The 14,754-nt window shown below is 45.2% G+C and carries 13 protein-coding genes; 4 read left to right on the forward strand and 9 right to left on the reverse strand.

What is annotated here, in order from left to right; all coding sequences use genetic code 11:
- Positions 1 to 120: 120 nt before the first annotated feature.
- Positions 121 to 432, forward strand: a complete 312-nt coding sequence (locus JV36_RS0112770) for a hypothetical protein (RefSeq protein ID WP_032095184.1) — start codon at positions 121 to 123, stop codon at positions 430 to 432.
- A complete protein-coding gene (locus JV36_RS0112775) occupies positions 432 to 629 on the forward strand; it encodes a DUF2970 domain-containing protein (RefSeq protein WP_032095185.1) in 198 nt (65 codons plus the stop codon). The genes JV36_RS0112770 and JV36_RS0112775 overlap by 1 nt, the downstream gene beginning before the upstream one ends.
- A 104-nt stretch (positions 630 to 733) precedes the next feature.
- On the opposite strand, the gene JV36_RS0112780 is transcribed toward JV36_RS0112775, so the two are convergent.
- The 9 genes from JV36_RS0112780 to pilM form a co-directional block, all read right to left on the reverse strand.
- Positions 734 to 1,651: a Dam family site-specific DNA-(adenine-N6)-methyltransferase gene (locus tag JV36_RS0112780; protein WP_052010082.1), complete on the reverse strand. Its 918-nt coding sequence runs from the start codon at positions 1,649 to 1,651 to the stop codon at positions 734 to 736.
- A 205-nt stretch (positions 1,652 to 1,856) separates the two neighbouring features.
- Positions 1,857 to 3,365 (reverse strand): SPOR domain-containing protein, encoded by a 1,509-nt coding sequence (locus JV36_RS0112785; protein ID WP_032095186.1) that lies wholly within the window; start codon positions 3,363 to 3,365, stop codon positions 1,857 to 1,859.
- 88 nt (positions 3,366 to 3,453) lie between these two features.
- Positions 3,454 to 4,521 (reverse strand): 3-dehydroquinate synthase, encoded by a 1,068-nt coding sequence (gene aroB, locus JV36_RS0112790; RefSeq protein ID WP_032095187.1) that lies wholly within the window; start codon positions 4,519 to 4,521, stop codon positions 3,454 to 3,456.
- 31 nt (positions 4,522 to 4,552) lie between these two features.
- Positions 4,553 to 5,068, reverse strand: coding sequence for a shikimate kinase AroK (gene aroK / locus JV36_RS0112795; protein WP_032095188.1), 516 nt, complete (start codon positions 5,066 to 5,068; stop codon positions 4,553 to 4,555).
- 271 nt (positions 5,069 to 5,339) lie between these two features.
- A complete protein-coding gene (locus tag JV36_RS0112800; protein ID WP_032095189.1) occupies positions 5,340 to 7,112 on the reverse strand; it encodes a type IV pilus secretin PilQ in 1,773 nt (590 codons plus the stop codon).
- 2 nt (positions 7,113 to 7,114) lie between these two features.
- Complete coding sequence (locus JV36_RS0112805) at positions 7,115 to 7,639, reverse strand: pilus assembly protein PilP (RefSeq protein ID WP_032095190.1); 525 nt, start codon at positions 7,637 to 7,639, stop codon at positions 7,115 to 7,117.
- A complete protein-coding gene (locus JV36_RS0112810; RefSeq protein WP_032095191.1) occupies positions 7,639 to 8,250 on the reverse strand; it encodes a type 4a pilus biogenesis protein PilO in 612 nt (203 codons plus the stop codon). Before JV36_RS0112810 ends, JV36_RS0112805 begins: the two co-directional genes overlap by 1 nt.
- Positions 8,251 to 8,829: a PilN domain-containing protein gene (locus JV36_RS0112815; protein ID WP_032095192.1), complete on the reverse strand. Its 579-nt coding sequence runs from the start codon at positions 8,827 to 8,829 to the stop codon at positions 8,251 to 8,253.
- Positions 8,817 to 9,884 carry a type IV pilus assembly protein PilM gene (pilM, locus tag JV36_RS0112820; RefSeq protein ID WP_032095193.1) on the reverse strand — a complete coding sequence of 356 codons (1,068 nt, stop codon included), beginning with the start codon at positions 9,882 to 9,884 and terminating at the stop codon, positions 8,817 to 8,819. Before pilM ends, JV36_RS0112815 begins: the two co-directional genes overlap by 13 nt.
- Before the next feature lie 138 nt (positions 9,885 to 10,022).
- On the opposite strand from pilM, the gene JV36_RS0112825 reads away from it, so the two are divergent.
- Both JV36_RS0112825 and JV36_RS0112830 read left to right on the forward strand, forming a co-directional pair.
- Positions 10,023 to 12,683: a penicillin-binding protein 1A gene (locus JV36_RS0112825; protein WP_032095194.1), complete on the forward strand. Its 2,661-nt coding sequence runs from the start codon at positions 10,023 to 10,025 to the stop codon at positions 12,681 to 12,683.
- Between the two features lie 77 nt (positions 12,684 to 12,760).
- Positions 12,761 to 14,452, forward strand: coding sequence for an NAD-dependent malic enzyme (locus JV36_RS0112830; protein ID WP_032095195.1), 1,692 nt, complete (start codon positions 12,761 to 12,763; stop codon positions 14,450 to 14,452).
- Positions 14,453 to 14,754: the final 302 nt, after the last annotated feature.

Below are 14,754 nucleotides of genomic sequence, written 5' to 3' on the forward strand. Positions count from 1 at the left end.
CGTGCTGGGCTTTCTCAATGAATACGTGGGTTAACAGCAGGTTAAAATAATTAGCTTGTTCATTAACCTATTTAGATTATACTAAGATGCAATTTTAACCGAGTGATAGGAGTGTTCAGGATGAAGGTTCTCCCATTTTTTGCCTTGTGTGGTGTCGTTGCGCTTGCTAGTGCGACAATGGTGTCAGCACCCAACGCTCGCTCGTCTGTCTGTGACTTTCAGCCTGTGACAGAGTTTAATCCCAAGCTACCCGCTAGTCATGTCATGAATCAATGTGCTCGTTATCAAGAAGGCGTTGAGGAAGTCAGCTGGCTCTCGTGGGTTGCAGGTAAATCATCGTCATTCCAGTTTCACTTCCTCGATTTATTGGAGCTGTTACACAGCGACAATTCTCACCAAGACTTTTCTTCGTCTCCTAAAGACGCTCAGTAATGAGTCACAAGTCCGACTCTGGCTTATGGGCGATAGTTGGCAGCGTTCTAGCTAGCTTATTTGGCGTACAAAGTCACAAAAACTACGAACGAGATTTTACGCAGGGTACCTTTATTACCTATGCAGTAATTGGCGTGGTTATGGTGGTATTGTTTGTGGTGAGCTTGTTTACTTTTGTGAAATGGTACGTAGGCTAGCAAAGTGTACCTAACGCTGTTGCAGGTAGATTAGCCTAAATAACGCCTGTCTAATCTCTTCATAACGTCGAACTCTCCTGCCTAATCTCTTCATTACGTCGAGCCTATGATGTCTTGCTTTTACTTGTCTGCACTGCTGATAAATTTAACGCAGACTTCTTTGCTTTTCTCACTCCCTTCGCCTTTTTCGCTGACGGCATTACCGGGGGGAAAAACGCGAGTATTTCATCGACAGGATTGCGCTTTGCGCCATTTTGACTGATGGAGCGTTTTACAGACAACATACTGAAATCTGCCCCTTGATACAAGTCTCTGGTTAATGGCAGGTCGTGATTTGAGACAAGCACTGGGATCCCTCTTTTTTGCGAGGTTTTAGCTGCAAGCTTCGCCAATTTTTCCTGCGCTTCTTGCCCAAAACTATGACTGGCGTAACTGGTAAACGCGGCGGTTTTACTTATTGGTGCGTAGGGCGGGTCGCAATAAATGACATTACCTTGTCTCGCCCTAGTAAATACTTTTTCAAAGGGTAAGCAGGTAAAGGTCGCTTTTTGTGACTTTTCCGAAAAAACAAACATTTCATGTTCTGGAAAATAGGGTTTTTTATAGCGCCCGAATGGCACATTAAACCGGCCTTGAAGGCTGTAACGACACAATCCATTGTAGCCATGTCTGTTCAAGTAAAGAAATAAAATGGCGCGGTAATACTCGTCTTCAGTTTTATTAAACTCTTCTCGTAACGCGTAGTACATGGGCTCATTGTTACGAGCAGCACTAAAAAAGTCACGGGCATCATTGATAAGTGCGTCAGGCTGCGCTTTGAGAAAGTTATAAAGATTAATTAAATCTGGATTGATGTCGTTTAAGAGATAACGTTTGTATTGCGTATTCAAAAACACAGATCCGGCGCCGACAAAAGGCTCAATAAGCTTATTTGCTTGCGGTAATCTGGCTTGAATATGCTCAACCAAGCTGTATTTGCCACCGGCCCACTTCAAAAAAGCACGGTTCTTTTTTTGCATCATGCGTAAACGTTACTACCTACACGGAATGAAGACGGTGGTTGTTCCTAACGTCGCCGTTCTAGGCGTATTGCTGGGGAAGGGAGCCTCTCGGCGTCACCACACTAATCGGTAATTGTATCTTTCATCGTTTAAACGGACAACCGGCAAGTGCCGGCCATTTGATATCTTTTTCAAATCGACTAAAAAGCCTGCAGCTAACGCCCATTTACTGACTTTCAGATAGTGCTATTTCCTGCAATATTTGTTGTCCATTTTTTACAAACGCTGACCCATTGCCTGGGTAATCAGGCAGCGTTTGTTTGGCTTGTTGAGCCTGCGTAGCAGATGAAAACGTTTGGGCATATAGCACGACATACCAATCGCCGCCATAGCGCCGTGTTTTATAAACTCGGGTTTGCTGTGCCAAGTTATTTTCTTCGATAAAGTCGTTGAGCACTTGTTCGTTTTTCATTGCTAGCATTTGTAACGCGTACTCATTAGGTGCAATGAACGGAGTTTCTGTACTGCGAGTGACATCTAACTCAGCCCCGGAGGCAGATGATTCAGTATTTAGACTAGGTGTAGATTTAGGTTCAGCTAAATTCGTTGTGTTAGCCGCATTGGCGTTTTCGCTTGTACCGCTAGCAGCCCTTTTATCCTGAGATAAGGTACTGTCTTTTTTCGGTAAATCACCAGTATCTTTTGATATAGCATTTTGCCAACTGGTAATTAACGCCTCCGGTTGATTTTGTGCGGCCTCATTGCTTTGCGTGTTCACATTTGTGTTTACTGTGTCATCAGAGGATGCGCGATTATTATTGATTTCATCAGCGCCCTTTATTGTGGCAGCCCCACTGATTGGGGTAGAGCCTTCAGCGTATGGAAAAGAGCCTTCAGCGGTCGGTAATGAGCCTTCAGTATTCACTCCCGCTTCATTACCGTTAGTTTCTGCTGCAATCTGATCATAGGCAGAGCCAGGCGCTACAAGGTTAGCGTTAGCCCCATCTGCGTTGTCTATTGGCGCGAACAAAGAAGCGATGTCGTCGCCGTATTGCCAATAAACTAAACCTGAAAATGTGCTAACGAAAACGCAAAGCAACAATACATACAGCCATCTCGACTTTAACGGGTTGGAAAAGGTCAGTGCGCTTTGCTGCTGTCGGTTTTCAAGGTGCGCTTGAAAGGCCTCTCGACGTGTTGCAATCATTTTATCTAAATCAGATGCAAAGTTAGGTTGCTCGTCGATGACAGATTGACTGCTAATAATTAAGGGTGTTTCCGTATTTTTGGCTGGTAGCCACTGCTTTGCTCGTTCTGCCCACTGTCTATCGGCAAACAATAATACGTTTAAATGCTGCTTATTGCCGGCAAATCGGCTTTGAAGAACAAGGTCCCACAGCTCTTGTAAAAAACTATCCGGTAGATGATGAGATTGAGTAATGGCAACGAGTATAGGCCCTTCGTGATTATTTAAATCAACAAGTAGCTCGTTTAACGGTCTGACAAAGCTGCCTATCACTTGCCCTAACAGCTGGCGACAGAGTTGGCGACGGTAGTCAGACACATCCATCGTTTCTTGTGCAGTCAAATAGGCTATTTCAGTATCATCATGCTGCTGAAAGACAAAGGCTTCTAGGGTTTTTTGTTGCTGAGCAATAGAGTCTCCACTGACAAAAATCAGTTGCGACGAGTAGTTGACTAAATACTCCAAACGTTCATGCAGTTCATTTTGCATGTGTTTGCCCCTATAAAAACCTTGCGGTGAGTAGAAAATAGTAACACCGCAAACAAATGTGTTTATTTGCAGTGTCGAATCTTAAAGGCTAGGGAAGTACGTTAGAAAGTATGTCGTCGGTCACTGCTTTTGTAACCACCGCGTTGCCAATGCCTTTAGGAAGCACAAATCGTATGCTACCGGCTTCTACTTTCTTGTCTCGCTTCATATGCTTGACGTAGTCAGCTTTGATCATACTCTTAGGGCCTTCAACGGGAAGGTCGAAGGCTTTAAACAGCGCGATAACACGACGAGTTTCTGACGTTTCAAACCAATCTAGCTCTTGTGCAGCTAAACAAGCAATTATAGTACCAGCTGCCACGGCTTCACCATGCAACCAGTTGCCAAAGCCTTGCTCTGCTTCAATAGCGTGACCAAACGTATGGCCCAAATTTAGAATGGCGCGAAGTCCGCCTTCTCGTTCGTCTTTTGCTACCACATCGGCTTTTATTTCACAGCAGCGGTGAATAGTTTGGCTTAACACGTCATTGTCGAGTGCTTTCAGCGATTCCACTGCAGACTCAAGCCAAGTGAAGAAAGGTGCGTCGTAAATAATGCCATACTTCACGACTTCAGCCATCCCAGCCGCGAATTCTCGCTTTGGAAGGGTGGATAATGAAAGTGTGTCTATTGCTACAAAAACAGGTTGGTAAAAAGCACCAATCATGTTTTTCCCAAGAGGATGATTGACTGCAGTCTTTCCACCCACTGATGAATCAACTTGGGAAAGTAATGTAGTAGGAACCTGAATAAAAGGGATGCCGCGCTGATAGGTTGCTGCTACAAAGCCAGTCAGATCGCCAATTACCCCACCGCCCAATGCGATTAATGTGGTATCGCGAGCGGCATTTAGCTCTAACAAACGAGTCATAACGACTTCGAATTGTTCGAGGTTTTTATACTGTTCGCCGTCGGGCAGGATAATGGTTTCTACGTTAACGTCACCACAGGCAGCTTTTGCTGTCTCTAGGTACAAGGGCGCAACGGTTTCGTTGGTAACGATAACAGCGAGAGGCCCTTTTATGTAAGGGCTAAATAGAGCAGGCTGCGAGAGCAAACCTGCTTCTATCTGTATTGGATAGCTACGGTCTCCAAGTTCCACAGTTAAGGTTGACATGGGCGCAGCACCTCCTAATACATTATGCTATTTAAAGACCGATTTTACTGATGATTTGGTTTGCTACTGCACGTGCAGACTGGTCGTCGGTATCAACTACGTAGTCGGCTACCTCTTCGTACAAAGGGTTGCGTGAGTCAGCTAGGTCGCGAAGTACCTTCTCAGGATCTTCGTTTTGAAGAAGAGGACGACGCTTGTCACGTTGTGTACGAGCTACTTGCTTATCGATAGTGGTTTGCAAGTAAACAACGATACCGCGGGCAGATAAACGGTTACGTACTGCTTTAGTCACGATAGAGCCACCGCCAGTAGCAAGCACAATGCCTTGCTTGTCGGTTAAATCGTTGATGACGTTTTCTTCGCGTGCTCTAAAACCATCTTCACCTTCTAAGTCAAAGATCCAGGCGATATCAGCCCCAGTGCGGCGCTCAATTTCCTGATCCGAATCAAAAAAATCCAAGTGAAGTTCGTCTGCTAGATGTCTACCGATAGTGCTCTTGCCAGCACCCATCGGGCCAACTAAAAAGATATTACGTTTTTCAGCCATATTTGCTTATATCACAACTTAATCATGTTAGGGGCAGTGCACTGTTGCCTTACCAGCCTACCCATTGACTCGTGCCTATTTAATGTCCAATAAGCACCACTCCTTAAACCTCGTTAATATTTCGAGGCGGCGATTATCTCAGTTTCCTACAAGGCGTTGCAAGTTTTGTTACCAACAATATGCATATACCTGTAATTTCACTTAAAAAAACAGGGTTAAAACAAAAAACGTGCAAGGTTATGCACGTTTTCTTGGTAACTCAGGGAGGGTGTTACGGTTTTTCAGTAATTATTTTCGGCGTTACAAAAATTAATAACTCGCGCTTTTGCTGTAGCTCAGTAGTATTTCTGAACAATGCACCTAGCACGGGTAGGTCGCCAAAAAGTGGTACTTTATTTACACCGTCACTACTTGTTTGCTGGAAGATGCCGCCTAGAACAATTGTTTCACCATTCTCAACCAGCACCTGCGTCTGTATTTCTTGTGTATCGATTGCTACTGCATCCCCAGTTGATGTGGATACTGTTTCACCTCGGGTATCTTGTGTTACCACTAAATCTAAAATAATTCGGTTGTCCGGTGTGATATGCGGCGTTACTTTAAGCGATAATACCGCCTTCTTAAATTCAACCGCTGTGGCGCCGCTTGAGGTGGCTTGCACAAACGGGATCTCAGTACCTTGTTCTATATACGCTTCGTGTTGATTGGCAACCGTGATGCGCGGGCTGGCAATGATTTCACCCTTGCTTTCAGACTCCAGTGCCGACAGCTCTAGATCTAATATGGTGCCATCAATTAAGCTTGCCACTTGAAAGCCTATGGTGCCCGCAGCACTGCTCACCGGTAAGTTAACGTTTAATCGGTTGTTGATTGAGGGAACAATGCCACCTGCAATGGTATCTGCACCTTCAAGAGAGCCAGATACACCGTTGTCATCTTGTCTGTCACTGAAGCCCCAACGAACGCCAAGTTGTTCATCTACGTTATCCAGTACGGTTACCATACGGCTTTCAATAAGCACCTGCTTAACGGGAATATCAAGTACTTCAATGGTCTTTCTCGCTTCATCGATAGACTCCAAGGTGTCTCTTATCAATAGCGTATTGGTGCGCTCATCAACGGTCACTCCGCCTCTATCTGAAAGAATACCGCCTTCCGATGACTTTAAAATTGCAGCAAGTTCTAATGCTTTTGCGTAGTTAATCGCAATGTCCACTGTTTGCAATGGGGCTAAATCGGCTACCTGCTGACGAGACTGGAGCGCTTGGGTTTCTCTTGCGGATAATTCTTCTGCCGGTGCAATAAGTAAAATATTACCTTCTAAACGCTTGTCTAAGCCTTTTACTCGCATGATCATATCGAGGGCTTGATCCCACGGAACCCCAGAAAGGCTAATGGTGACATTGCCTGTCACCGAATCGGTTGTAACGAGGTTGAATCCATTAACTTGAGCAATAATCTGCAGAACCTGACGTACCGGAACGTCCTGGAAGTCGAGAGATATGGGTTCGCCAGTATACTTTTTCTCGCTGCTAAGGGCTTCTTGCTGTTCTTTACCCATAGGTACTATTTCAATGTGAAGCTGCTTCCCTTTTACCGTGTTTCTAACGGTAACCGCGCCTTCATAATTGACTTCAATACGAGCAGATATGTCGTCTTCAAAAGTTTCGATTGTAGAAACCACGGTGCCGAAATCAGCCACATCCAGCTCTACAAACTGATTTTCACCCAGTTTAGTGGCCATTAAAGTTACTGATACTTTGCCCTGAGATTCAATAAGCTGGGTCTTAGGTACTTGGCCTTCAAACGTCACCACAGTAATCGCGGTGTTGTTGGCGTTTTGCGTAAAGTCCACATCAGTGATGGTAGTGGTCACGCGCTGAGCATCGCCCATAGACTGCGGGTCGACTAAAACTGGCTCTTGTGCTTTTGAGGGAGCAACAAACAAAGTAAAAGAGAGAAACGCGGCAATAGTACCCGCTAACCAATACCATCTAGGCCCGCTACGATTTAGAGACTTATTAAATATGTATCGCTCGGCCATGTTTACTCTCCCGCCTGTGATGCTGTTGTCATTGTTGTTGTTTTCCTTTGCCAGCAGCCAGCACCATCTGGTAATAACTGTTCTATAATAATTGATTCTGTGCCAATTTGCGTAATGCTACCGTAAAATAGCCCAATTCGGCTTTTGGCTTTTGCTTTGTGCAGCACGCCGTCGTTACTTTTTATGAGCGCCCATTTTTCGCCCTGAACGGTAAAACTTCCAGTGAGTGCGAGAGCGTCTAAGCCATAACTTTCTAACGCCTGTTTGGGGCGTTGAAAATCAGGTTGTAAGCAATTTTCAACCCGAGTTTGGCTCACTACCGCAGGTATCCCTCTTGGCTGTTCAAAAGGGCTTCGTAACGAACTTGCGCTGTATGCAAAAGGCGGTTGAGTTTCAAATTTAGTGTATGGCTCTACGCTCGGCTGAGCTCGGCTTTTAACGCTTTCTGTGTAAGCCTGTAAATCGTTGATTTCAGGGGTGCATCCAGAAATCATAACAAAAATACACAAAGATAAAAGATATCGCATTAGTCTTCTTCTCCCTCTAAGAGTGAGGGATTGTCAGAACGGTAGGTTCTTGCCTGTAATCTAAGGGTTAAGCCACCTTCATCGCGGGCAATATCAAAGTCGTGCAAAGTGACAATACGAGGTAGATCTGCCACGTTAGAGACAAATTCGCCAAAGTTGTGATAACCGCCGCTTACTTCCATCTCTATTGGCAGTTCTGTGTAGAATTCTTTTGGCACTTCTTGCTGCCAGTTGAGCAGTTTAAAGGTTAATCCTGCCGAGGTGCCCACGTAGGTAATATCGTCAAGTAGTCCCGGTGTCTCATTACTGGTAGGTAAACTTTTCAGCATAGAAGAGAAGTCTTTTTTGATTTGCTCTAACTGGGCTTGGTAAGCATCGAGGTTTGCAGCAATTCTATATTTAGCTTCAAATTGAAGCTTTAATTCGTCTTCTTTTAGTTTCGCTGTATCTAATATAGGAAGCTTTGGACTTATCAGCAGGTAGTAACTTAATGCGCCGATGGCAATAGCCACAAAGGCAGCAACAACAATGCGTACTTCATTGGGCCAAATGGCAATTTGTTCGAAATCGAGTTCGTTGAGTTCTTTTAGTTTTGAGACATCAAATTTCATCTACTGAACCTCACTTTCTGCATCTGTCACTGGCGCTAGATTGGGGGCGATAGAGAATGTAAGAGTAAAGTCACTCACTGCACGCGCGGCGCTGCTATCCGATTTAATGGTAGATAGCTCAGCAGACACAAAGGTGTCAGAGCTGTCTAATGCGCGCATGAAATCCGATAGTCTGTTGTTTGAATCACTCGTACCCTCAATTTTTATGCTGTTTCCAGTGCGAGCCATAGTGTTAAACGCTACGCCTGAGGGTACAAGCTTGGCTAGCTCATCAAACACAATAGGCGAGATATTGCGACTTGCCTGAAGTTGTTCAATCAGGGTCATCCGTTGTTCAATGGCGCTTTTATTTTCTTTTACTTTCTTTATATCGCCAATTTGATTGTCTAAGGCGGCAATTTCACGTTCTAGAAATTGGTTTCGCGAGTTTTGATGGCTAATTTGCTGATCAATTGCTTGTCCAACAAACCAAAATATTAGCCCAACAATCGCCGCTACGGCCACGAGTGCTGCGAGATACTGTTGCTTTTGATGCTGGCGCTGTTTTTCGCGCCAGGGGAGCAGGTTTACATGTGCCACGGGGTAAAACTCCTACTCGCTAGGCCTGCTGCTATGACAAGTTGAGGCGCTAATTTTTGTAGTTTTGCCGCATCCAATTTTGGATTTATTGTCATGCCAGCAAAAGGGTTAAAGCGAGCGACATCAAGACCTAAGTCTTGGTTTAAAATATCAACCAAAGGCTCAATGGTTGCTGCGCCTCCGGTAAGTAAAATTTTCTGAGGACGTTCGGCGTGGGTGGTACTCATGTACATTTGCAATGCGCGATTGATGCTTTGTTGAAGGTTAGCGGCAAAAATGGGTAGGGTGTCTTCAACCCAATTTCCCGATAACGTGCCGTCTAGCAACTGGCGTTCTGCGGTTTCTCGCTCAATCATATGAATGGCGCTAATATCGCTAATGAGGTTATTCAGTCCAAAGGCGTGCTCTTTGGTATAGACAACGTTACCGTTTTTTACCACACAGACCTGGAGCAGTGAGGCACCCACATTCACACAACACAAGGACTCGTCGGTTACCGGATTGGCGTGAAAAAAGTCGATGGCATTGCCAATAGCATAGCTTTCCATATCGACAATTTTAGGCTCGAAATTGGCTTCTCTTGCTAGCAGCAGTCTGCTATCAACCAAATCTTTATGTGCAGCCGTTAGCAGAACATTTACTTTGCCTGTATGCGTAGTGCTTGGGCCGATTTCTTCAAAGTCTAAGTAGACTTCTTCTAACGGGTAAGGAATGAGACTGTCAGCTTCTATTTCAATTTGGTTTTCTAAATCGAAATCGCTTTGCTCTGGGTCCATATAAACGACTTTACTGATAACAGACGTGCCCGCAACAGCCACGTTGGCTAACTTAATTTTGGTCTTAAGTGCTTTTCTGATTTTTTTTAGTGCAATACTGACCGATTCATAGTCTTTTATGTCGCGCTCTGAAAAAGCAATTTTACTGATGGGTTCGCAGGCATACCCTTGAAGTACAAACCCGTCTTTTGTCTGCTCTATCCATACCGCTTTTATTTGACGCGTACCTATGTCTAAGCCCACAATGGGCGGCAGCTTTTTTTTCAGTAGCGATTTCATTTATTCGTGCCTAGTTCCAAAGGTAGTTGCTCTAAAGTACAATATTACTCTAAATAATTCATATGTATGGTTCTATTGATAACACATACGTATAGAATATACGTCATTTCATCATAAATTTCCTTGGTACCCGTTACAGTGAAGTACATTAAACCGCTAATCCTTTTCAGTTTCTTATCCGGTCTTCTTGGCTTTGCTGCGCTGGTTGGTATTTACTTTTATATCAAACCTGACCTGCCTAGTGTCACTGTCCTTAAGGATGTTCGCCTGCAAACCCCAATGCAGATATATACCAAAGATGGAAAACTTATTTCCCAGTATGGAGTTAAACGGCGGATACCGGTAAAACTTGAGGAAGTTCCTAAGCAATTAGTCGATGCGATAATTGCCACTGAGGATAGCCGCTTCTACGAGCATCACGGTATAGATCCCATTGGTATAGTTCGAGCAGCAGTAAGCTTAGTACTGACGGGTGAAAAGCGACAGGGGGCCAGTACACTTACCATGCAGTTGGCAAGAGGTTTCTTTCTATCTCGGGAGAAGACGTACATACGTAAGGTGAAGGAAATATTTATTGCCCTTCATATGGAGCAAGAGCTCTCGAAGCAGGAAATTTTGGAATTGTATTTAAACAAAATCGAATTGGGACACCGTTCTTTTGGTTTTGGCGCTGCTTCACAGGTGTACTACGGAAAGCCACTTACCGAGCTGTCTTTAGCACAAATTGCCACTATTGCGGGTCTTCCCAAAGCGCCCTCAGTGCTTAACCCCATTAGCGGGCCAGAGCGCTCTGTTGAAAGGCGACGAGTGGTTCTTCTAAGAATGCTCGATGAAAACTACATTACCAGAGCGCAGTTTGATGAAGCCGCTAGCGCTCCTGTTACTGCACGTAAACACGGCGCTGAAATTGAAGTTGATGCGCCATACCTAGCAGACGTTATTTATTCCGAAATGGTAGAAACCTACGGGAAAGAAGAAGCAGAAACTGGTGGGTATCAAGTGTATGCAACGGCCACATCTGAGCTACAGCTTGCGGCCCAAAGGGCAGTGGTAAGAAATCTACATGATTATGACGAGCGCCATGGCTATAAAGGGGCATTAGGCTATCTGTGGGACATTCCAAAGGCAGAGTCAAAGGATGAGAAAATCCCGCTTCTGTCATTGAGTTTCGACGTGAGCAATCGCACAGAGCGAGCGATGTGGGATGACCCATCGTTAATAACTGTATTAGAAGAAGTTCCCTATATTAAACCGCTAGTGCCATCAGTGGTGAAAGTGGTAAACGAAAAGTCTATAGAGGTACTTACTGTTAATGGCGAAACTCGCACCATAGAGTGGGACGGCCTAGATTGGGCTCGTCAATACATTACTGACTTCAGGCAAGGAAACGACCCTGATACAGCTGCCGATGTGACGCGCGAAGGTGCGGTAATTTATATCCGTGAGCAAGACAGTGAGTGGCGAATTGCGCAGATTCCTGAGGTAAGCGGTGCGTTTATCGCACTTAACCCTAAAAACGGTGCCGTGGAAGCGGTCGTGGGCGGCTACAGCTTCTACCAAAGTCAGTTTAACCGCGCCACGCAAGCTAAGCGTCAAGTTGGCTCTAACATAAAGCCTTTTGTTTATTCAGCCGCAATCAACAGCGGTTACACATTAGCGTCTATTATCAACGATGCGCCAATAAACCAATGGAACGCTGCAACGGGTGTGGCATGGCGGCCACAAAATTCACCTGCTGAATACGATGGTCCTATTCGCATGCGAAAAGCATTGGGTAAATCGAAAAACGTGGTGTCAGTTCGACTGCTTCGCGGCGTAGGTTTGCGCGAAACAGCGAATTACCTTACTCGTTTTGGTTTTAACAAAGAGGATATTCCTCTCGATGAAACCGTATCGTTAGGTTCAAGCTCTCATACTCCTCTTGAAGTGGTACGGGGCATGTCGGTCATTGCCAACGGCGGTTATTTGGTTAACCCTCACTTTATTAGTGAAGTGCTCGATGAGAATGGTGAACAGCTATGGCAGGCAAACCCAGTATGGGCATGTCACCGCTGTGAAGAGGAAGATGAGACCTCAACGTCACAGCCCTTAGATGAAGATGATATTGAAGCATTACTTGCGGCTCAGTTTAATGAAGACGCTGGCACGGTAGATTTGACCAATGACGTTGAAGAAAAGACTATTGCGCCTCAAGTTATTAGTGCACAAAACGCGTTTCTCGTCGCTGAGATGATGCGAACGGGCGTGAGAGCCAACGGTGACTGGAATAAGAAAACCTATTGGCTTGGCACCGGCTGGCGCGCTAGAAATATATTACAGCGTACGGATATTGCGGGTAAAACCGGTACAACTAACGATTCGAGAGACACGTGGTTCAGCGGATTCCACAAGGACATCGTGGCGACTGCTTGGGTCGGTTTTGACAATATGAGCCGCCAGCTTGGCAGGGCTACTCGCAATCAAAACTTAATTAATAAAAACCCTGAGAAGTTTAATTGGATTGGTAATGCGCTTATCGGAACAGAAGATGGAGCTAAAGCCGCAGGCCCTGCCTGGATCCGCTTTATGGAATATGCACTGGCCGACAAACCTTATTCTCCGTTACCTGTGCCTGAAGATATCGTTCGCGTGCGCATTGATCGTACCAGTGGAAAGTTGACCAATCGCACAGACCATACGACACTATTCGAATACTTCCTTCAAGGTACAGAGCCTACCGTATACGTTCGTGACAACGATGTGGTAGACCCAGCCGAGCAGGATGAAATAACAACGCCAGAGTCAGAAGAAATATTTTAAAAAAGGGAAGGGCGTGAAAAACCACGTCCTTTTAGGCTTTGGCGCTCCATTTGCCTGAACCCATAACCGGAAAAAACATGTCAGAAGATTCACAGCGCTATCTCTATATCCCACATTCCGGCCCTTCATTGCTGGAAACTCCGCTACTTAACAAGGGCAGTGCTTTTACTGCCCGAGAAAGAGCTGCATTCAATCTAACGGGATTAGTGCCTCCGCGGTATGAAAGCATAGAAGAGCAGGTTGAACGCGCTTACATGCAGTACAGCAGCTTTGACGAAGCATTGAACAAGCACATTTACTTGCGTGCAATTCAAGATAATAACGAAACTTTATTCTATCGTCTCATTCAGAAATACATTGATGAAATGATGCCGCTCATCTACACCCCTACTGTTGGGGATGCCTGTGAGCAGTTTTCTGATATTTACCGCAGTTCTCGTGGTTTATTTGTGTCTTATGAAGAGCGTCATCAGATAGATGACATTGTTCGCAACGCCACAAAACGCAAAGTAAAGGTCATCGTTGTAACAGACGGCGAGCGTATCTTAGGTTTAGGTGACCAAGGTATTGGTGGCATGGGTATCCCTATTGGGAAACTGTCGCTGTATACCGCCTGTGGCGGTATTAGCCCAGCCTATACATTGCCGGTGATGCTCGATGTGGGCACCAATAATGAAAAGCTGCTTAACGACCCTATGTACATGGGAGCTCGACACCCTCGTATTGAGCAAAAAGAGTATGACGAGTTTGTCGACTTGTTTGTACAAGCAGTCAAACGACGCTGGCCTGACGTACTTATTCAATTTGAAGACTTTGCTCAGCCAAACGCCATGCCGTTACTTAATCGCTATCGCAATGAGATCTGTTGTTTCAATGATGATATTCAGGGCACCGCGGCAGTTACTCTAGGCACAATATTAGCCGCCTGCAGAACAAAGCAACAAAAGCTTAGTGAGATGAAGGTTGTTTTTGTGGGCTCTGGTTCGGCCGGTTGCGGCATTGCTGAAATGCTAATTCAGCAAATGGTATTTGAAGGGTTAAGTGACGAGGAAGCGCGAAAGCAAGTATTCATGATTGACCGCTTTGGCCTCTTAACAGAAGGTATGGAAGGGCTACGTGACTTCCAAGAAAAGCTTCAGCAAAAACAAGAAGACCTTGCCGACTGGACCTTCAGTGGTGACTATGCGTCGCTTCTTGATGTTATGCATTGTGCACAGCCAGATGTACTCATTGGGGTGTCTGGCCAGCCAGGTTTATTCACTGAACAAGTCATTCGCGCCATGAAGCAAAACTGCGAATTGCCTATTATCTTTCCGCTGAGTAACCCTTCACGCCAAGTAGAAGCGCGGCCAGAGCAGGTGATTGAATGGACGGATGGAGAGGTGATCATTGCCACCGGAAGCCCATTTAAGCCGGTTGAGTACAATGGCAAGGTGTTCCCTATCGCCCAGTGCAATAACTCTTATATCTTTCCCGGTATCGGTTTAGGTGTTGTTGCTGCAAAAGCGAAACTAATCAGCGATGAAATGTTAATGGCTGCCAGCAACGCTCTCGCTAAAGCGTCGCCATTAGTCAACACTGGTGAAGGCTCGCTGTTGCCATCCTTGGTACAAATTGCAGAGCTTAGTCGAGATATTGCCTTTGAAGTTGGCAAAGTAGCGATGCAGCAAGGCTTGGCCTTAGAAATGTCTGAGGAAGCACTTCGTGCAAGCATTGAAAGGAATTTCTGGAAAGCCGAATATCGACCCTACAAACGAGTGAGTATTTAACTAACCTGAATCCTGTTTAAGAAAAGGCGCTCAGCACCACTAGAAACGCGAATTACTGCGTTGCAAAAGTAAGTAATAGAACAACTATTACGTGACTTTTGCGCCTTGCACTTCGCATTTCTAGCAGTACTGAGTTTGAAATTTTAATTTATATCTTATAGAACAAATGCTTGCACCATTCTTTAAACAGGGTTCAGGTTAACTATTAAAAAAGCAGGCGCAACGCCTAATGCCAGTCAGTTAAGCTGACTGGCATTTTTCTTTTTAGTAGGGTACTTGCTAGGTTTGGGTTTGACGCACCG

The organism is Alteromonas sp. LOR (assembly GCF_000753865.1).
Lineage (GTDB): Bacteria > Pseudomonadota > Gammaproteobacteria > Enterobacterales > Alteromonadaceae > Alteromonas.